The 19749-nt window shown below is 72.5% G+C and carries 15 protein-coding genes and 1 pseudogene; 9 read left to right on the plus strand and 7 right to left on the minus strand.

Going from position 1 to position 19749, the window contains the following annotated elements; translation table 11 throughout:
- Positions 1-70 precede the first annotated feature (70 nt).
- Both AC07FY_RS03635 and AC07FY_RS03640 read right to left on the minus strand, forming a co-directional pair.
- Positions 71-640, minus strand: a complete 570-nt coding sequence (locus AC07FY_RS03635; RefSeq protein WP_478999711.1) for a methylated-DNA--[protein]-cysteine S-methyltransferase — start codon at positions 638-640, stop codon at positions 71-73.
- Between the two features lie 113 nt (positions 641-753).
- Positions 754-1659, minus strand: a complete 906-nt coding sequence (locus AC07FY_RS03640) for a glycerophosphodiester phosphodiesterase (protein WP_478999713.1) — start codon at positions 1657-1659, stop codon at positions 754-756.
- Positions 1660-1892: 233 nt separating this feature from the next.
- Between AC07FY_RS03640 and uvrB the strand changes: the two genes are divergently transcribed.
- The 4 genes from uvrB (at position 1893) to AC07FY_RS03660 (ending at position 7972) form a co-directional block, all read left to right on the plus strand.
- On the plus strand, positions 1893-4028 hold the full coding sequence (gene uvrB, locus AC07FY_RS03645; protein WP_478999715.1) for an excinuclease ABC subunit UvrB: 2136 nt from the start codon (positions 1893-1895) through the stop codon (positions 4026-4028).
- A gap of 89 nt (positions 4029-4117) precedes the next feature.
- A complete protein-coding gene (locus AC07FY_RS03650) occupies positions 4118-4696 on the plus strand; it encodes a TerD family protein (protein WP_478999906.1) in 579 nt (192 codons plus the stop codon).
- Positions 4697-4724: 28 nt separating this feature from the next.
- Complete coding sequence (locus tag AC07FY_RS03655; RefSeq protein WP_478999717.1) at positions 4725-6725, plus strand: TerD family protein; 2001 nt, start codon at positions 4725-4727, stop codon at positions 6723-6725.
- Positions 6726-6988: 263 nt separating this feature from the next.
- A complete protein-coding gene (locus tag AC07FY_RS03660) occupies positions 6989-7972 on the plus strand; it encodes a TerC family protein (RefSeq protein WP_478999719.1) in 984 nt (327 codons plus the stop codon).
- Between the two features lie 172 nt (positions 7973-8144).
- On the opposite strand, the pseudogene AC07FY_RS03665 reads toward AC07FY_RS03660, so the two are convergent.
- From AC07FY_RS03665 to AC07FY_RS03675, 3 genes and pseudogenes are all read right to left on the minus strand, one after another.
- Positions 8145-8310, minus strand: a pseudogene (locus AC07FY_RS03665) (MFS transporter); the annotation flags it as partial.
- A 13-nt stretch (positions 8311-8323) separates the two neighbouring features.
- Positions 8324-8980, minus strand: coding sequence for an MBL fold metallo-hydrolase (locus AC07FY_RS03670; protein ID WP_478999721.1), 657 nt, complete (start codon positions 8978-8980; stop codon positions 8324-8326).
- 10 nt (positions 8981-8990) lie between these two features.
- Positions 8991-9683 carry a maleylpyruvate isomerase family mycothiol-dependent enzyme gene (locus AC07FY_RS03675; RefSeq protein ID WP_478999723.1) on the minus strand — a complete coding sequence of 231 codons (693 nt, stop codon included), beginning with the start codon at positions 9681-9683 and terminating at the stop codon, positions 8991-8993.
- 187 nt (positions 9684-9870) lie between these two features.
- Between AC07FY_RS03675 and uvrA the strand changes: the two genes are divergently transcribed.
- Positions 9871-12864: an excinuclease ABC subunit UvrA gene (gene uvrA, locus AC07FY_RS03680; protein WP_478999725.1), complete on the plus strand. Its 2994-nt coding sequence runs from the start codon at positions 9871-9873 to the stop codon at positions 12862-12864.
- Positions 12865-13173: 309 nt separating this feature from the next.
- Here uvrA and AC07FY_RS03685 read toward each other — a convergent pair whose 3' ends face one another.
- Positions 13174-14055, minus strand: a complete 882-nt coding sequence (locus AC07FY_RS03685) for a carbohydrate kinase family protein (RefSeq protein WP_478999727.1) — start codon at positions 14053-14055, stop codon at positions 13174-13176.
- 75 nt (positions 14056-14130) lie between these two features.
- On the opposite strand from AC07FY_RS03685, the gene AC07FY_RS03690 reads away from it, so the two are divergent.
- Positions 14131-14562: a Rieske (2Fe-2S) protein gene (locus AC07FY_RS03690; RefSeq protein ID WP_478999729.1), complete on the plus strand. Its 432-nt coding sequence runs from the start codon at positions 14131-14133 to the stop codon at positions 14560-14562.
- Positions 14563-14596: 34 nt separating this feature from the next.
- On the opposite strand, the gene AC07FY_RS03695 is transcribed toward AC07FY_RS03690, so the two are convergent.
- Positions 14597-15646 carry a hypothetical protein gene (locus tag AC07FY_RS03695; protein WP_478999909.1) on the minus strand — a complete coding sequence of 350 codons (1050 nt, stop codon included), beginning with the start codon at positions 15644-15646 and terminating at the stop codon, positions 14597-14599.
- A 449-nt stretch (positions 15647-16095) separates the two neighbouring features.
- On the opposite strand from AC07FY_RS03695, the gene AC07FY_RS03700 reads away from it, so the two are divergent.
- The 3 genes from AC07FY_RS03700 to uvrC all read left to right on the plus strand — a co-directional run bounded on the left by AC07FY_RS03700 (position 16096) and on the right by uvrC (position 19722).
- Entirely contained in the window at positions 16096-16746 is a 651-nt protein-coding gene (locus AC07FY_RS03700) for a papain-like cysteine protease family protein (protein ID WP_478999731.1), read from the plus strand.
- Positions 16743-17540, plus strand: coding sequence for a hypothetical protein (locus AC07FY_RS03705; protein ID WP_478999733.1), 798 nt, complete (start codon positions 16743-16745; stop codon positions 17538-17540). The genes AC07FY_RS03700 and AC07FY_RS03705 overlap by 4 nt, the downstream gene beginning before the upstream one ends.
- Positions 17541-17724: 184 nt before the next feature.
- Positions 17725-19722 (plus strand): excinuclease ABC subunit UvrC, encoded by a 1998-nt coding sequence (gene uvrC / locus AC07FY_RS03710; RefSeq protein WP_478999735.1) that lies wholly within the window; start codon positions 17725-17727, stop codon positions 19720-19722.
- The last annotated feature ends 27 nt before the right edge of the window (positions 19723-19749 follow it).

The following is a 19749-nucleotide window of genomic DNA, read 5'->3' on the forward strand; positions in this document are numbered from 1 at the left end:
GTAGTCACCGCGGCAGTGTGCCAGCCCTTACCGCGAGGCGGAACCGGGGGAGGCGGGTGAGGGAGCGCCGTCAGAACAGCGGCTGCGGCAGGACGCCCTCCAGCGCCAGCAGCCGGCGCTTGGTCTCGACCCCGCCGCCGAAACCGCCGATGCCCCCGTCGTTCTCCACGACCCGGTGGCACGCCACCACCAGCGGCAGCGGATTCGACCCCATGGCGTTGCCGACGGCCTGGGCGGCCCCCGGCTGTCCGACGCGGGCGGCGAGCTCCCCGTAGCCGACGACCGTCCCGTACGGCACGGAGCGGTCCAGTTCCTGGAGCACCTGCCGGTTGAATCCGGAGCTGAGGCGCCAGTCCAGGGGCAGCTCGAAGCGCCGCAGCGTGCCGGAGAAGTAGGCGGCGAGCTGGCGTACCGGCTCGGCCAGCAGCACCTCACCGCCCGGCGCGGGCCGCCGGGCGTCGGCGCCGAGCCGGGAGACGAGCCGGCCGATCATCGCCTCGACCCGCTCCGGCCCGGCGTGGAACTCGACCCGGACCAGCCCCTGCGGGGTCGCGGCCAGGAGCAGGGGCCCGCCGGGGACGTCGTCCGTGAGGACGGTCCATTCGAGGTGCGGCCCGCGGGGCCGCTCGGTGCTGTCCACGCGTCCACGGTACGGCTCACCGCCGACAGGGCCGACAGCGCGCCCGGTCCTCCCGGCAGCGGCAGCGGCAGGGGCGGCGGCAGGGGCGGCGGCCGCGTCGGCGCGCCGTCCCGTCAGTAGCCGCCGACCGCCTCCCGGACCACGTCCGGCGCGTTGGTGATGATCCCGTCCACGCCCATGGCCTTGACCTTCCGGGCGGTCGAGGCGTCGTCCACGATCCAGGTGTCGACCTCCATGGCCTTGCCGTGGGCACCGAGCAGGGCGTGCACCGCCTCGACCCACTCGGCCGAGATCGTGGTGTGCCACGGGTTGATCCGGTCGGTGAACCGCGCGTAGCGCGGCAGGTCCGCCACCGGCGGGGTGCCCAGGAACGCCGTCACGAGGTCCGGGCGCAGCTCGTGCACGGCCCGGACGCAGTCGGCGCTGAAGCTCTGCACCACCAGGCGCTGCTGCACGTGGCGCTCGTCGAGCCAGCCCGCCTCCTCCAGCACCTTCAGGGTCTGCTGCTCGATCCCGGGGTAGAGCTCGGGCTTCTTGATCTCCAGCAGGAGCCGCTGCTGGTTGCGCCGCACCCGGTCGAGGTACTCGCGCAGCGTCGGCACGCGGGCGCCCGTGTACTCCTGGCCGAACCAGCTGCCCGCGTCCAGCCGGGCGATCTCGGCCGCCGTGAAGTCCCCGACCCGCCAGGGGGCGCGGTCGGGGAAGACCTGCTCGGCGTCCGTGGTGCGGGAGAGGGTGTCGTCGTGGACGACGATCAGTTCGCCGTCCCTGGTGCGCTGCACGTCGTTCTCCACCCAGTCGAAGCCCAGCCGCATCGCCAGGTCGATCGAGTCGAGGGTGTTCTCCGGGGCGTACGCGGAGGCCCCCCGGTGGGCGTACACGACGGGGTTGCCCAGGAGACCTCCCGGCCCGGGGGTGGAGCCGGGGCCGGTGGCGGCGTACGAGGCCGTCCCGCCCAGCAGGGTGAGGGTGAAGCCCAGCAATGCGGCGGCGGTCGCGGCGGCGGGTCGGACGTACATGTGCGTTCTCCTCGGGTCGTGAGCCCTGTTCCCGCGTCAGACGGGTGCGCAGCATCGGACGTTGCGGCGACGCACTTCACGGCGGGCCTTCACGCGATCATGCGGTTGAAGATCACCGAGCCGCCACCGAACTACGACAAACGGACCAGAACGTGTGAAGCCGGTCCGGCCGGGTGCGCCGCGCGGCAGCGCGCGGACGCGTGCCTGTCAGTGGGGGGTCGTACGGTTGACCCATGCGGCCCGTATCGAAGATCGAACGCACGGTGGCGCCTTTCGAGGTCGTCAGCTCCTACCAGCCCAGCGGCGACCAGCCGGCGGCCATCGCCGAGCTGGAGAAGCGCATCCGCGCAGGTGAGAAGGATGTCGTCCTGCTGGGTGCGACCGGCACCGGCAAGTCGGCGACCACCGCCTGGATGATCGAGAAGCTTCAGCGCCCCACCCTGGTCATGGCGCCGAACAAGACCCTCGCCGCCCAGCTGGCGAACGAGTTCCGCGAGCTCCTGCCGAACAACGCCGTCGAGTACTTCGTGTCGTACTACGACTACTACCAGCCCGAGGCCTACGTTCCGCAGTCGGACACCTACATCGAGAAGGACTCCTCGATCAACGAGGAGGTGGAGCGGCTGCGCCACTCCGCGACGAACTCGCTGCTGACCCGGCGCGACGTGATCGTCGTCGCCTCCGTGTCCTGCATCTACGGCCTCGGCACCCCGCAGGAGTACGTCGACCGGATGGTCTCCCTCAAGATCGGCGAGGAGATCGACCGGGACCAGCTGCTGCGCCGCTTCGTCGACATCCAGTACACGCGCAACGACGTGGCCTTCACCCGGGGCACCTTCCGGGTCCGCGGCGACACCATCGAGATCTTCCCCGTCTACGAGGAACTGGCCGTCCGCATCGAGATGTTCGGCGACGAGATCGAGGCCCTCTCCACTCTGCACCCGCTGACCGGCGAGGTGATCAGCGAGGACCGCGAGCTGTACGTGTTCCCCGCCAGCCACTACGTCGCGGGCCCGGAGCGCATGGAGAAGGCGGTCCGGGGCATCGAGGCCGAGCTGTCCGCGCGCCTCGCGGAGCTGGAGAAGCAGGGGAAGATGCTGGAGGCGCAGCGGCTTCGCATGCGCACCACCTACGACCTGGAGATGATGCGGCAGATCGGCTCCTGCTCCGGCATCGAGAACTACTCGCTGCACATGGACGACCGCGAGCCGGGCTCCGCGCCCAACACCCTCATCGACTACTTCCCGGAGGACTTCCTCCTGGTCATCGACGAGTCGCACGTCACCGTGCCGCAGATCGGCGCCATGTACGAGGGCGATGCCTCCCGCAAGCGGACCCTGGTCGACCACGGTTTCCGCCTGCCGTCGGCCCTCGACAACCGGCCGCTGAAGTGGGAGGAGTTCCAGGAGCGGATCGGCCAGACCGTCTACCTGTCGGCCACCCCCGGCAAGTACGAGCTCTCGCGCGGCGACGGCTTCGTCGAGCAGATCATCCGGCCCACCGGCCTCATCGACCCCGAGGTCGTGGTCAAGCCGACCGAGGGCCAGATCGACGACCTGGTGCACGAGATCCGCGAGCGGGTCGAGAAGGACGAGCGGGTCCTGGTCACCACCCTCACCAAGAAGATGGCCGAGGACCTCACCGACTACTTCCTGGAGCTCGGCATCCAGGTCCGCTACCTGCACAGCGACGTCGACACCCTGCGCCGCATCGAGCTGCTGCGCGAGCTGCGCTCCGGCGAGTTCGACGTCCTGGTCGGCATCAACCTGCTCCGCGAGGGCCTCGACCTGCCCGAGGTGTCGCTCGTGGCGATCCTCGACGCCGACAAGCAGGGCTTCCTGCGCTCGGGCACCTCGCTGATCCAGACCATCGGCCGCGCGGCGCGCAACGTCTCCGGCCAGGTCCACATGTACGCGGACAGCATCACCCCGGCCATGGCCCAGGCGATCGACGAGACGAACCGCCGCCGCGAGAAGCAGGTCGCCTACAACACCGCCCACGGCATCGACCCGCAGCCGCTGCGCAAGAAGATCAACGACATCGTCGCCACCATCGCCCGCGAGGAACTGGACACCGAAGAGCTCCTCGCCACCGGATACCGGCAGGCCAAGGACGGCAAGGCCGCCAAGGCCCCGGTTCCCGCGCTGGGCGGCAGGGCGGCCGGGTCCAAGGCCGGGAAGGGCGCCAAGGGCAGCGCGGTGCCCACCGACCGGCCCGCCGCCGAACTGGCCGCGATCATCGAGGAGATGACCGAGCGGATGCGGGCGGCGGCGGCGGAGCTGCAGTTCGAGGTCGCCGCCCGGATCAGGGACGAGGTGGGCGAGCTGAAGAAGGAGCTGCGACAGATGAGGGAAGCGGGCCTCGCCTGACCCGGACCCTGTCAGTAGGGTTGGGTCCCAGCCGCAGATACACGCTGCGCTCCCGTTGGTAGGGGCGGGCTATGGAGAGGGGACAGCGCGTGACGGTCAACATGACCAAGGGTCAGGCCATCAGTCTGCAGAAGTCGGACGGGGGGACGCTGACGGCGGTCCGGATGGGCCTCGGCTGGCAGGCGGCCAAGCGCCGCGGGCTGTTCGGCTCGCGGACCCGGGAGATCGACCTGGACGCGTCGGCGGTGCTCTTCGCGGACAAGCAGCCGGTGGACGTCGTCTTCTTCCGGCACCTGCAGAGCGACGACGGCTCGGTGCGGCACACCGGTGACAACCTGGTCGGCGGCGTCGGCCAGGGCGGGGACGACGAGGCCATCCTCGTCGACCTCCAGCGCGTGCCGGTGCACATCGACCAGATCGTCTTCACGGTGAACTCCTTCACCGGCCAGACGTTCCAGGAGGTGCAGAACGCGTTCTGCCGCATCGTCGACGAGACCAACGGCCAGGAGCTGGCCCGCTACACCCTCGACGGCGGCGGCCAGTACACCGCGCAGATCATGGCGAAGGTGTCCCGCGCGGGCGCGGGCTGGCAGATGACGGCCATCGGGAACCCGGCCAACGGCCGGACGTTCCAGGACCTGATGCCGGCGATCCTGCCGCACCTGTAAGCGAAGAGGAACGGGGGGAGACGGGACGATGGCGGCCGAACTGGTCCGGGGGCAGAACCACGCCCTGTCCGAACACCGGGTGCGGATCACGGTCTCGGCGGGCACACCGGTGCTCGCCCTGGCCTCGCTCGCGGACGAGCGGGGCGCCGTGACCGGCCCGGAGGGGATCGCGCACCCCGGTGCGAGCGGCCTTCCGGGCGTCGAGGCGCCCGGCGGGTCCGCACAGCGGCACCGGTTCGCCGTCGACCTCGACGCGGTGGCCGACGGGGTGCACCGCGTCGGCGTCCTGCTCTCCCTGCCCCCGGGCGGCCCCGGCCGCTTCGGGGCCGTCGCGGCCTCGCACATCGCCGTCACGGCCATGGACGGTACCGGGCTGGCCGAGTACACCCTGACCGGGCTGGAGGCGGAGACGGCCGTCGTCGCGCTCGAGCTCTACCGCCGCCAGGGGGCCTGGAAGGTCCGCGCCGTCGGCCAGGGCTACGCCGGCGGGCTCGCCGCCCTGTTCGCGGACCAGGGGCTCGCCGCCCCCGCCGCCGCCGAGCTGACCGCACGCGTGCACGCCTGCGTCGCGGCGCCCGTGGCGCCCGACCCGGTCCCCGTCGCACCCGACCCGGTGGCCCCGGTGTCCGGAAGCCCGTACCCGGCCGCGCCGGGCCCCGCGCCCGCGTCCGGCGCCGCGCCGGGTCCCGCGCCGGCCTCAGGCCCCGCGGCCGCGTCCGGCTCGGCGTCCGTTCCCGCGTCCGGCCCCGCCTCCGGGGGCGCCGGGACGCCCGCGCCCCCGGCGGACGGCACGATCAGCTACTCCCACCCGCGGCGCCGCCCCACCGCCACCGAGCCCCCCGAGCCCGCGCCGCGCTCCGCCCCCGCGCAGGAGCCCGGGCAGCCACCGCGGCCCGTCGCCGGCGATGCCAGCGGCTGGTCCATGGAGGAGCGGCTCTACAACCAGGTCTGGGGCATGTTCGAAGACCTGGCCCGCACGGTGGCCGCCTACCGCAGCGCCGTCGAATTCGCCGACTCCCGCATGGACCGCGAGCTCGACGAGGCCCTGTCCGACCCCCGCCACCGCCTCGGAGGCTCCGGGAACGCCGCCCGCGACACCGCCCGGGAGCGCCGCGAGGAGCTCGTCGCGCAGGCCCGGGCCGTCCTCGACCGCGACCTCGCCCAGCTGGTCGCCGAGTCGGAGGTGGTCGAGCCCGCGCTGCCGGCCGCGTACGCCCGCTGGTCCAGCCCCGTCTGGCACGGCGGTCCGTCCGCCGGTGTGCCCGAGGAGAACCCGCTCGCCCTGCGCCTGGGCGACCTTTACCTGCCGGAGCGCCCCGACCTGCGGATCCCCATGCTGATGAGGCTGCCGCTGGAGCGCGGTTTGTGGATCGACAACGGCCGCACCGGCTCCGAGTCCGCGATGGCGATGGACACCGACCGGCTGCGCCGGGCCGCCATGGACATGGCCGTCGCGCACGCCGTGCGGCTGCTCGCCGTGCACCCCGCCGACCGGTTCACCGTGCACGTCATCGACGCCGCCGGAGCCGGAGCCGCCTCGCTGGCGCCGCTCGTGCGGGCCGGCGTGCTGGCCGGGTCGCCCGCCGCCGGAGCCGCCGGGGTCACGGCGACGCTGGCGGCGCTGACCAAGCGGGTCGACCTCGTACAGATGGCGCTGCGGGCCGGCGCCCCCGAGGACCTGCCGCCCGACCTGGACACGGCCGACCAGCTGCTCCTCGTCCACGACTTTCCGCACGGCTTCGACGACCGGGCCGTCACGCAGCTGCGCTACCTCGCCGACGAGGGGCCGGCGGTCGGCGTGCACCTGCTCATGGTCGCGGACCGCGACGAGGCCTCGGCCTACGGGCCGCTGCTCGACCCGCTGTGGCGCTCGCTCATGCGGCTGTCGCCGGTGCCGGACAGCCATCTCGCCGACCCGTGGGTCCACCATGCCTGGACCTTCGAACCGGATCTACCCCCGGCCGGCAGCAAGGTCCTCGACCAGGCGCTCGACCGGGTGGCGCAGGCCCGCCGGCGCCCGCGCCCGTGAGGCCGGCGGCAGGTCGATGACCTGCCGCTGACCACTTCTTGGGATTCTCTTTACCAAAAGCCCCTGCCCCGGGTACTGTGGTGCGTGCGGAGGGGAGTATTCCTGCTTTCCTGCTACGGCGTGCCCGTCAATACGGACCACTCGGCTGAGCGCAGCCGGTCCCGGGGCGTCGGCCCACGGCCTCCTGGCCGCCCGGGTGGAAGAGACCTCCGGCAGCGATGACGCTGACGAAGTGCTGAGCCATCCGCCGGAGGCGTGTTCACGTGGAAGTTTCCTGGGCCCTTTGGGCGCTGACCATTCTCGGTCTGTCCCTTCTCATCGGCGCCGATTTCTTCATCGGCCGCAAACCGCACGACGTATCGATCAAGGAAGCCGGCACCTGGTCGGTCGTCTGGATCGTCCTCGCCGCCCTCTTCGGCCTCGGCCTGTGGTTCTTCGGCAACGGCCAGGCCTCGCAGGAGTTCTTCGCGGGCTTCATCACCGAGAAGTCCCTGAGCGTCGACAACCTCTTCGTCTTCGTCCTCATCATGGCGAAGTTCGCGGTCCCCTCCCACCTTCAGCAGCGCGTCCTGCTCGTGGGCGTGCTGATCGCCCTGGTGCTGCGGGCCGTCTTCATCGCGGCCGGCGCGGCGATCATCGCCAGCTTCTCCTGGGTCTTCTACATCTTCGGCGCCTTCCTGATCTACACCGCCTGGAAGCTGATCCAGGAGGCCCGCAAGGGCGAGGAGGAGGACGAGTTCGAGGAGAACCGCCTGCTCAAGTCCGTCGAGAAGAAGTTCGGCGTCGCCGACCGCTACCACGGCACCAAGCTCTTCATCCAGAGCAACGGCAAGCGCGTCCTGACCCCGCTGATGGTCGTCATGCTCGCCATCGGCACCACCGACGTCCTGTTCGCCCTGGACTCCATCCCCGCGATCTTCGGCCTCACCCAGGACCCGTACATCGTCTTCACCGCGAACGCCTTCGCCCTGATGGGCCTGCGCCAGCTCTACTTCCTCATCGGCGGCCTGCTCAAGAAGCTCGTCCACCTCAGCTACGGCCTGTCGATCATCCTGGGCTTCATCGGCGTCAAGCTGGTGCTGCACGCCCTGCACGAGTCCGGGGTGCACGTCCCGGTCATCTCGATCCCGGTCTCCCTCGGCGTCATCTGCGGGGTCCTGATCATCACCACGATCACCAGCCTGATCGCCTCGAAGAAGCAGGAGGCGGCCGAGGCCGCCGACCGCACCGAGAGCATCGACGCCTGACGGTCCGGCGGGGCTACACGGGGGCGGCCGCTTCGGCCGCCCCCGCTTCCGCCTCCCGGCTCGCCGCGGCCCCCTCGCCCGGGCGCGGCCGGACGGCGCCCGGACCGCTCTCCGGCAGCAGCGCGAAGCAGGCCGACCGGGGTCAGGGCCCTGCCCGGCACGCCCCCATGTCGTAGCCGGCCTCGGTCGAGGTCGGCGACAGGGCGAGGGCGATGCCGTTGGCCGGCAGGAAGCCCACCGGCGGACCGAGCTGCGGGAACCTCGACCACAGGCCGCTCCGGGGCGTGCTCGGCGGTCAGGAGGACCGCCCGGGAGTGCCCCGTCCCGCCGTGTTGACCGGTGGCGGACCGCCTACCAGCCGCGTTCGCGCCACTCGGCCAGGTGCGGGCGCTCGGCGCCGAGCGTGGTGTCGTTGCCGTGGCCCGGGTAGATCCAGGTCTCGTCCGGCAGCCGGTCGAAGATCTTGTGCTGGACGTCGTCGATCAGGCTCGCGAACGCCTTCGGGTCGCCCCACGTGTTCCCCACGCCGCCCGGGAAGAGGCAGTCGCCGGTGAAGACGTGCGGGTGGCCGTGCGGGTCGTCGTAGATCAGGGCGATCGAGCCGGGGGTGTGCCCGACCAGGTGCCGGGCGGTGAGCTCGACCCGGCCGACGCGCACGGTGTCCCCGTCCGCCACCGGGACGTCGGTCGCCACGGGGATGCCCTCGGCGTCGTAGACGCCCGCGTACGTGGTCGCCCCCGTCGCCTCGACCACGGCCTGGAGCGCGCCCCAGTGGTCGCCGTGCTGGTGCGTGGTGACCACCGACCTGATGCCGTCGTCGCCGATCAGGCTCAGCAGCGTGTCCGCGTCCGCGGCCGCGTCGATCAGCAGCTGCTCGTCGGTGGCCCGGCAGCGCAGCAGATAGGCGTTGTTGTTCATCGGGCCCACCGCGACCTTGGAAATCATCAGGTCCGCGAGTTCGTGCACGTCGGCGGGACCGCCGACCTTGACCTCTCCGGTGTACGTCATGTCCTCGATCCTAGAGCGGCGGGAGCGCGGGCAGGCCGTCGCCGGACACGACGGTGAGACCGGCGCCGCGCGGGCCGCGCCCGGCGAGCCAGCCGAGCAGCTCGTCCTCGGGGCCCTCGAGGAGCACCGGGGTGCCCTCGGTTCCGCCGGTGTGCCAGAGCGCGCCGCCGGGGGTGCGCAGGGTGACCGGAGGGACCTCCGGGCGCCCCGACCAGCGGTCGGCGAGGAAGGCGATCTCGCGGCCGGTGAACTCCTCCGGGAGGTCGGAGAGCTCATAGCCGGTGTTCAGGTCGACGTGGTGCAGCTCGACCTCGGCGAGGCGGCGGAACGGCACGTTGGCGGCGAGGTCGGTGACGCCGTTGCGCAGTTCGACGGTGCGGGACCAGTCCTGGTCCCGTTCGGTGGTGGCGACGAAGCGGGCGCAGGAATCACGGAGGTCCGCCAGGTGTTCTTCCAGGGGCCGGCCGGCATCGCGTGCGATGTCCGCGTCGCGCGCTTCGGCGCTCGTGTACATGGGGCGCCCCTCGAAGACGTTGACCAGGGCGTCCGCGTTGCGCGCGAGGTGGGCCAGGACGTGACCGCGGGTCCAGCCGGGGAGGTGTGACTCCCCGGCGAGTGCGGCGTTGTCCAGCTTCGCGACCGCGGTCAGCAGCCGGTCCGTCGCTTCACGTACAGATCGCAGGTCGTGCACATGATCAGTCATGCGGCCGAGCCTAGTGCTCCCAGGGGCTCGGCCACACGATCGGGTGAAGCGGTCTGCGGAGTGCCGTAAATCGAATGTGCGTGCTATACGCTCGGAAGTCAGACTCCAACTCCACCGCAGTGGCGCCCCCCATACCCTGGGACGGGGGCCCGTGCCCCCCGCTCTCTCAAGAAAGGTGCGGACCGGCGTGACCGACCGTCTCATCGTTCGTGGCGCTCGCGAGCACAACCTCAAGAACGTCTCGCTCGACCTGCCCCGCGACTCCCTCATCGTCTTCACCGGACTCTCCGGGTCGGGCAAGTCCTCCCTGGCCTTCGACACGATCTTCGCCGAGGGCCAGCGCCGCTACGTCGAGTCGCTCTCGTCGTACGCCCGCCAGTTCCTCGGGCAGATGGACAAGCCCGACGTCGACTTCATCGAGGGGCTCTCGCCGGCCGTCTCGATCGACCAGAAGTCGACCTCGCGCAACCCGCGCTCGACCGTGGGCACCATCACCGAGGTCTACGACTACCTGCGCCTGCTCTTCGCCCGCATCGGCAAGCCGCACTGCCCCGAGTGCCGGCGTCCCATCTCGCGCCAGTCCCCGCAGGCGATCGTGGACAAGGTCCTCGCGCTCCCCGAGGGCAGCCGCTTCCAGGTCCTCTCGCCGCTGGTGCGCGAGCGCAAGGGCGAGTTCGTCGACCTCTTCGCGGACCTGCAGACCAAGGGCTACAGCCGCGCGAGGGTGGACGGGCAGACCGTCCAGCTCTCCGAGCCGCCGACCCTGAAGAAGCAGGAGAAGCACACCATCGAGGTGGTCATCGACCGCCTCACCGTCAAGGACAGCGCCAAGCGCCGGCTCACCGACTCGGTGGAGACCGCCCTCGGTCTCTCCGGCGGCATGGTCATCCTGGACTTCGTCGACCTCGCCGAGGACGACCCGGAGCGTGAGCGGATGTACTCCGAGCACCTCTACTGCCCGTACGACGACCTCTCCTTCGAGGAGCTGGAGCCGCGCTCGTTCTCCTTCAACTCGCCCTTCGGCGCCTGCCCCGAGTGCACGGGCATCGGCACCCGGATGGAGGTGGACCCGGATCTGATCATTCCGGACGAGGAGAAGTCCCTGGACGAGGGCGCCGTCTCGCCGTGGTCGCTCGGCCACACCAAGGACTACTTCCAGCGGCTGATCGGAGCGCTGGCCGGGGAACTGGGCTTCCGCACCGACATCCCCTGGGCCGGGCTGCCGCAGCGCGCGAAGAAGGCCCTGCTGTACGGGCACAAGACGCAGATCGAGGTCCGCTACCGCAACCGGTACGGGCGGGAGCGCGCGTACACCACCGCCTTCGAGGGCGCGGTGCCCTTCGTCAAGCGGCGGCACGCGGAGTCCGAGAGCGACGCCAGCCGCGAGCGCTTCGAGGGCTACATGCGCGAGGTGCCGTGCCCGACCTGTGAGGGCACCCGCCTCAAGCCGATCGTGCTGGCCGTGACGGTGATGGAGAAGTCCATCGCCGAGGTCGCCGCCATGTCCATCAGCGAGTGCGCGGACTTCCTCGGCCGGATGCGGCTGGACGCCCGCGACAAGAAGATCGCCGAGCGGGTCCTGAAGGAGGTCAACGAGCGGCTCCGCTTCCTCGTCGACGTCGGCCTGGACTACCTGTCGCTGAACCGCGCCGCCGGCACCCTGTCGGGCGGCGAGGCCCAGCGCATCCGCCTCGCCACGCAGATCGGCTCCGGGCTGGTCGGCGTGCTCTACGTGCTGGACGAGCCCTCGATCGGCCTGCACCAGCGGGACAACCACCGGCTGATCGAGACGCTGGTGCGGCTGCGGGACATGGGCAACACGCTGATCGTGGTCGAGCACGACGAGGACACCATCAAGGTGGCCGACTGGGTCGTGGACATCGGCCCCGGCGCGGGTGAGCACGGCGGCAAGGTGGTGCACAGCGGCTCGCTGAAGGAGCTGCTGAAGAACTCCGAGTCGATGACCGGCCAGTACCTGTCGGGCAAGCGGTCCATCCCGATCCCCGACGTGCGCCGGCCCGTGAACGGCGAGCGGAAGCTGACCGTCCACGGAGCCAAGGAGAACAACCTCCAGGACATCGACGTCTCCTTCCCGCTCGGCGTGCTCACGGCCGTGACCGGTGTGTCCGGCTCCGGCAAGTCCACGCTGGTCAACGACATCCTCTACACGCACCTGGCACGCGAGCTGAACGGCGCCCGCTCGGTGCCGGGCCGGCACACGCGGGTCGACGGCGACGACCTCGTCGACAAGGTCGTGCATGTCGACCAGTCGCCGATCGGCCGGACCCCGAGGTCGAACCCGGCCACCTACACCGGTGTCTTCGACCACGTCCGCAAGCTGTTCGCGGAGACCATGGAGGCGAAGGTGCGCGGCTATCTGCCGGGCCGCTTCTCCTTCAACGTGAAGGGCGGCCGGTGCGAGAACTGCTCCGGCGACGGCACGATCAAGATCGAGATGAACTTCCTGCCGGACGTGTACGTCCCGTGCGAGGTGTGCCACGGCGACCGGTACAACCGGGAGACGCTGGAGGTCCACTACAAGGGCAAGTCCATCGCGGAAGTCCTCAACATGCCGATCGAGGAGGCGCTGGACTTCTTCGAGGCGGTGCCGACGATCTCGCGCCACCTGCGGACGCTGAACGAGGTGGGGCTGGGCTACGTCCGGCTCGGCCAGTCGGCGCCGACGCTGTCGGGCGGTGAGGCGCAGCGCGTGAAGCTGGCGTCGGAGCTGCAGAAGCGGTCGACCGGGCGGACGGTCTACGTGCTGGACGAGCCGACCACGGGCCTGCACTTCGAGGACATCTCGAAGCTGATCAAGGTGCTGTCGGGGCTGGTGGACAAGGGGAACTCGGTGATCGTCATCGAGCACAACCTCGACGTCATCAAGACCGCGGACTGGGTCATCGACATGGGTCCGGAAGGCGGCTACGGCGGTGGCCTGGTCGTGGCCGAGGGCACCCCGGAGCAGGTCGCGTCGGTGGGGGCGAGCCACACGGGCAAGTTCCTGCGGGACATCCTGGGCGCGGACCGGGTCTCAGACGCGGCGGTGCCGGAGCGGGCCGCCGGGAAGAAGGCGGTGGCGGCCAAGAAGGGTGCGGCTGCGGCTCCCGCCGCGAAGAAGGCGGCGGCCGTGAAGAAGGCGGCGGCGAAGAAGACGACGGCGCGGGCACGCAAGGCGTAGCCGTGCCGGGTTGGGCGGAGGGGTTCGGCTGGCGCCGGGCCCCTTTCCGCGTATGCGGCTTCGCCGCCCGGGCCGGGGGGCGGGGGGCTCGGGTCGTGCCGCGGGCGGACTGCCAGTTCGGGGCTCGGCCCCTGAGCCCTGCGCCTCAAGTGCCGGCGGGGCTGGGGTGGTGGGGGTCGGTCCTGAGCTCCGCGCCTCAGACGCCGGCGGGGCTGAGAGGGGCTCCGCCCCGGCCCCGCGCTTCGACCGCCGGCGGGGCTGGGCTGGGATGGTGGGGCTCGGTTCTGGGCCCGGCTGGGCTGGTGGGGGTCAGGTGGGGAGGTCCGTTGCGTACGGGGGTTCCGCGCCGGGGCGGGTGCAGGTGAGGGAGGCCGCGTGGGCGGCGTATGTCAGGGTGGCGGGCCAGTCCACGGGGCCGGTCCCGGTGGGTGCGAGGCGGTGCAGGAGGGCGGCGTTGACGGTGTCGCCGGCGCCGATCGTGTCCGCGACGGCGACCGCCCGGGCCGGCACGGAGTGTTCCTCGCCCTCCCGGGTCCACACCGCCAGCCCCGCCGCACCGCGGGTCAGCACCACCGCCGACGGGCCCGCCGCCAGCCAGTCGGAGACCCGGCCGCCCAGCCACGCCGCGTCCTCCTCGGAGAGCTTCAGCACGGAGGCGTACGGCAGCAGCCGCGTCAGGAACCGGGCCCGGTAGGCCGCCGGGTCCGCGATCAGGGCCGGCCGGATGTTGGGGTCCACCAAGGTCAGCAGCCCGCGCCGCGACTCCCGGCGCAGCAGCGCCTCGTACGCGCTCGCGCCCGGCTCCAGGACCAGTGAGCAGGTCCCGAGCGCCAGGGCCCGTGCGGACGACGGGAGGGCGGGCGGCAGGGCGAACAGCCGGTCCGCCGTCCCCTCGACGTAGAAGCCGTACGAGGCCGAGCCGTCCGGGGCCAGCGACGGCACCGCCAGGGTGGTCGGCTCCGGTCCGCGCTGGACCATCGACAGGTCCACTCCCGCCGCCCGCAGCCCGGCCAGCAGGGTCTCGCCGAAGCCGTCCGCCGAGACCCGCGAGCAGAAGGCCACCTCCGCGCCGAGGCGCCCGAGCGCGAGCGCGGTGTTGTACGGCCCGCCGCCCGGCCGCGGCAGCAGCGCGCCCGGCGGCTCCGCGAGAGGGACCAGGTCGATGAGGGCTTCTCCGCCGACGACGATCACGCGGGGGAAGCTACCCCATCGGGCGAAGGTATCGTCGGGTGCGCCGTGCTCCGCCCCCGCCACCAGGAGAGTTCCATGCCCGCGTCGCCGTCTCCCGCCCGCCGAACCGTTCTGCGGGGCGCCGCCGCACTCGCGGGGGCGGCCGGTGCCGGAGCGGCCCTCGCCGCCTGTTCGACCGAGACCAACAGCGGCAGCGGCTCCCCGGCGGTGCCCACCGCCCCGGTGGACCTCGGCGCCGCGGCCGAGGTGCCGGTGGGCGGGGCGAAGCTGTACCGGGAGAAGAAGCTGATCGTGAGCTGCCCGGCGGCGGGCGAGTACAAGGCGTTCAGCGCCCAGTGCACGCACGCCGGCTGCGTCCTGGACAAGATCGTCGAAGGGGAGGGCAACTGCCCCTGCCACGGCAGCCGCTTCGACGTGGCCACCGGCAAGGTGCTCCGGGGCCCGGCCACCGAACCCCTGCCCGCCGTCCCCGTCACGGCGGAGAACGGCAGGCTCGTCGCGGGCTGAGCCGCAGCCGTCGCGGGCCCGGCCGGCCCGGACCTCAGTCCCAGTCCCAGGCGATCCCGAGGATCCCCCGCCGTACCGACTGCTCCACCAGGTGGACCGCCCGGTGCCGGCCGCTCGGAGTGAGGTCGGCGAGGCCGGTGCGCGGGGCCTGCGGGCCGGTCCGGGCGAAACGGCGGCAGCGCACCGGCAGGGCCGCCTCGTCGAAGCGGACCTGGAGCATGTACTGGCCGCCCGCGTAGGTGAACCCGCGTACGTACTCGCCGCTGCGCGCGCCCGTGCCGTCCTCGATGCCGTAGCCGAAGACGTATGTGTCCCCCCGCCGCAGCCGGGCGTCGAAGAGCAGCTCCGCGACCACCACCCCGGCCTCCGGGTGGGTCCGGACCCGGCCGGTGCGGCAGTTCTCGTACGCCGCCACCTCCATCCGGGAGGTGTCGCAGCCGGGATCGCCGTGGTGGACGGCGAGGTAGCGGTCGACGCCGTCGCGGTGGGCGCGCACGATCTGCTGCGACTCGCGGGTCCGCATCTCGCCGCGCGCTCCGATCCCCACCCGCTCGTGGTGCCCCACCGAGTGCATCCCGCCGTCGGGCGGCAGCTCCATCGCGGCCACCAGCTGCTCCACCGCCACGCCCACGCCGACCAGGGTGCGGTAGGGCCGGGCGGCCGGGCGGGCGGGGTTCCCGGCGGAGCCGGGGGCGGCGAGCAGCCGGAACAGGGCGCCTTCCGGCAGTTCCAGGATCTGCTCCAGAGCGGTGACGGCCCGCAGGGACTCCGCGTGCCGGGGCCGCCGGGCGCCCTGCTGCCAGTAACTGAGGCTGGTGACGCCGATCTTGATGCCGCGAGCCGCGAGCCGGTGCTGCACCCGGTGCAGGGGGAGCCCGCGGGCGGCGAGGGCGGCGCGCAGGGCGAGGTGGAAGGGGCCCACCCGCAGCAGCTGCCGGAGCTCTGCCCGGCCCGCTGCCCCTGCTCCGCCCGCCGTGCCCGGCGTGCTCCCGGCGAGGCCGTCCGTGCCGGCCGTGCCCTCGGCGAGTCCCGCCGTGCCCGCCGTGCCCCCGGCGAGTCCCGCCGCGGGCGCCGTACCCGCCATGCCTCCGGCGAGGCTGTCCGTGCCCGACGTGCTCCCGGCGAGGCCGCCCGTGCCGCCCGTGCCGCCCGTGCCGCCCGTGCCCGCCGTGCCCCCGGCGAGGCGGCCCGTGCCGCCCGTGCCCGGCGTGCCCCCGGCGAGGCCGGTCGCGGGCGCCGTGTCCGCCGGGCCCCCGCCGAGGCCCGGCGCGGGCGCCGTACCCGCCGTGTCGCCGGTCGGCAGCATGGCGACTCCTCCGTGAACGTTCACTCGCGCCGGCCCGGGGGCCGCGCCGGTGGCGTCGGGAGACCAGGTGGCACGGCAGCAACCGTTCACACCGCAGCCCCACCGTTCACACCGCAACGCCACCGCGTATTGAAGCGTGTTGACCTGATCCCGACAACACCTGATGCTCCTGCACAGCGTCCGGACGCGCTCCTCCACCCCCACATCCCCGCTTCGGGAGGAACGCGATGCGCCATCCACACCGGCGGTTGTCCCTCGCCGCCCACGTCTGCGCCCTGCTGCTCGCCCTGCCCCTGAGCGTCGGCACCGCCGCCGCCGCTCCGGCCCCCGCCGCCCCGGCCCCCTCCACCGTCGACTCCTCCGCCGCCTCCGCCGAGTCCTCCGCTGATTCCGCCCTCGCGTCCAAGCGCCTGAACATCACCATGCAGGCACAGCAGAAGACCAACTGGTGCTGGGCGGCCGGCGGCAACACGATCGCCACCTGGTTCGGCCGCGGCTACACCCAGAACCAGTTCTGCAACGCGGCCTTCAACCGCCAGCAGGGCTACGAATGCCCCAACAACCAGGCCACGCTCGGCAACGTGCAGACCGGCCTGCGCTGGGCGGGCATCAACGCCGGCTCCTACGTGAACGGCTGGCTCCAGTACTCCACCGTCCAGACCGAGATCAACGCCGGCCGCCCGATCGAGACCCGCATCCAGTGGTCCAACGGCGGCGGCCACATGCACGTCGTCTACGGCTACGACACCGCCAACAGCTGGGTCTACTGGGGCGACCCCTGGCCCTCCAGCGACCGGTACAACTGGGCCTCGCACGCCTGGTACGTCGACAACGGCACCTTCTCCTGGACCCACTCCCTCTACCGGATCGGGGCGTGACCGCCATGACCCTGCGCGCCACCGCCGCCGCGGTCCTCGCCGCCGCATCCGCCGCTTCCGCGGCCCTCCTCGCGCTCACACCCCAGGCCGCCGCGGCGCCCGTACCGCAGCCGCAGACCGCCACGGCCGAGACCCGGGCCGCCGCCGCCCGGGCGGCCGCCGCACCGGAGGCCCTGGACACCGTCTCCCGGTTCTTCGCCCGTGAGGGCAAGGTCGCGCCGGAGGCCGCGCGCCCCCGGATAGCGGGGGAGGCCGTTGCCGTGCACTACCTCTCCCCGGACTTCGTGGCGGGCAGGCCGGGGGCACCCGTCGCCCGCCTGGAGTTCCTCGCCAGCGAGGCCGTCTCCTCCGACGGGCAGCGGGCCGCGCTGTGGACGGCCCGGACGGAGGCCGGCTGGCAGGTGGTGAACATCGCCACCGGCGACGACGAGTTCCGCTACGCGCGGCTCGGCGCCGCCGAGCTCCCGGGCGGCACCGTGTTCCGGGAACCCCAGATCGACGCCTGGTACGTGGCCGACGGCGGCCGGGTGCTGCCGCTGGACGAGGACGCGGTGGCGGCCGTGGGCGCCGGCGGCACGAGCCTCGACGCCTACCGGGCCCGGGTCACCCGGGCGTACGGGGACAAGCTCCCCGGCTCCGCCTATGCCCTGCGGGGCGCGGCCGGGGGGTTCGCGGAGGGCTCTGCCGAGCCTGATGCGGCTGTGAGCGGCGTGGTCGGCGGGGCCGGTGCGGTTGCTCTCGGGACGCTGGGTGTCCTGGGCGTACGCCGCTTCCGCCGGTCCGCGGAGACCTGACCCGCCCCCGCAGGGCCCGGCTCCGCCGGCCGGGCCCTGCGGGGTCCCCAGGGCTCCGCCCCGGACCCCGCGCCTCGAACGCCGGCGGGGCTGGAAGGTCGCGCCTCGAACGCCGGCGGGGCCGGGGTGTGCTCGGGGGGCGGGCTGCGGTCCGTTGTCGGTGCCCGCCAGTAGGGTGGTTGGCATGGCCGACCCTTCCAGTTACCGACCCAAGCCGGGACAGGTCCCCGACTCCCCGGGGGTCTACCGGTTCCGTGACGAGCACCGCCGGGTGATCTACGTCGGGAAGGCCAAGAGCCTGCGCCAGCGGCTGGCGAGCTACTTCCAGGACATCGCCGGCCTGCACCCCCGTACCGCCACGATGGTGACCACGGCCGCCTCCGTGGAGTGGACGGTGGTCTCCACCGAGGTCGAGGCGCTCCAGCTGGAGTACTCCTGGATCAAGGAGTACGACCCGCGGTTCAACGTGAAGTACCGCGACGACAAGAGCTACCCCTCCCTCGCCGTCACCCTGAACGAGGAGTACCCCCGGGTCCAGGTCATGCGCGGGCCCAAGAAGAAGGGCGTGCGCTACTTCGGTCCGTACGCCCACGCCTGGGCCATCCGCGAGACCGTCGACCTGATGCTCCGGGTGTTCCCGGTACGGACCTGCTCCGCGGGCGTGTTCAAGCGCTCCGCGCAGATCGGCCGCCCCTGCCTGCTCGGCTACATCGGCAAGTGCTCCGCGCCCTGCGTCGGCCGGGTCACCCCCGAGGAGCACCGCGAACTGGCCGAGGACTTCTGCGACTTCATGGCCGGCCGCACCGGAACCCACCTCTCCCGGCTGGAGAGGGAGATGCACGAGGCCGCCGAGGAGACGCAGTACGAGAAGGCCGCGCGGCTGCGCGACGACATCGGGGCGCTGCGCCGGGCCATGGAGAAGAACGCGGTGGTGTTCACCGACGCCACCGACGCCGACCTCGTCGCGGTCGCCGAGGACGAGCTCGAGGCCGCCGTGCAGATCTTCCACGTGCGGGGCGGCCGGGTCCGCGGCCAGCGCGGCTGGGTCACCGACAAGGTCGAGGCCGTGGACACCGCCGGGCTGGTCGAGCACGCCCTCCAGCAGCTCTACGGCGAGGAGAGCGGCGAGTCCGTCCCCAAGGAGGTGCTGGTCCCCGCCCTGCCGGAGGACGCGCCCGCCCTGAGCCAGTGGCTCGCCGGGCGCCGCGGATCGGCCGTCAGCCTGCGCATCCCGCAGCGCGGCGACAAGAAGGCCCTGATGGAGACCGTCCACCGCAACGCGCAGCAGTCGCTCGTCCTGCACAAGACCAAGCGCGCCAGCGACCTCACCACCCGCTCCCGGGCCTTGGAGGAGATCGCGGAGGCCCTGGAGCTGGACAGCGCACCGCTGCGCATCGAGTGCTTCGACATCTCCCACCTCCAGGGCGACGACGTGGTCGCCTCGATGGTCGTCTTCGAGGACGGGCTGGCCCGCAAGAGCGAGTACCGGCGCTTCCAGATCAAGACCTTCGAGGGGCAGGACGACGTCCGCTCCATGCACGAGGTGATCTCCCGCCGCTTCCGGCGCTACCTGCAGGAGAAGACGAAGACCGGCGAGTGGGAGGCGGAGGAGGGTGAGGTCCCCGAGGACGACGGGCGGTCCAAGCGCTTCGCCTACCCGCCGCAGCTCGTCGTGGTCGACGGCGGACAGCCGCAGGTCGCCGCGGCCCGGCGGGCGCTGGCGGAGCTCGGCGTGGACGACGTGGCCGTGTGCGGTCTGGCCAAGCGGCTGGAGGAGGTCTGGCTGCCCGGGGAGGACGACCCGGTCGTGCTGCCGCGCAGCAGTGAGGGCCTCTACCTGCTCCAGCGGGTGCGTGACGAAGCCCACCGCTTCGCCATCCAGTACCAGCGCAACAAGCGCGGCAAGCGCCTGAAGGCCGGCCCGCTGGACGAGGTGCCCGGGCTCGGCGAGAGCCGCAAGCAGGCCCTGGTCAAGCACTTCGGTTCGGTGAAGAGGCTCCGGCAGGCGACAATCGACCAGATCTGCGAGGTCCCGGGCATAGGCCGCAAGACGGCCGAGGCGGTGGCCGTGGCCCTCGCCCGGTCGGTCCCCGCCGGTCCTGCCGTCAACACGGCGACAGGAGAGATCATTGAGGATGAGAACCCCGCCCCCGCGGGTGGGGGCGGCCCCCAGCAGCGGTAGCCGGGGGACATCGTCCGAACGGGGGAC

The organism is Streptomyces sp. NPDC045967, assembly GCF_056430495.1.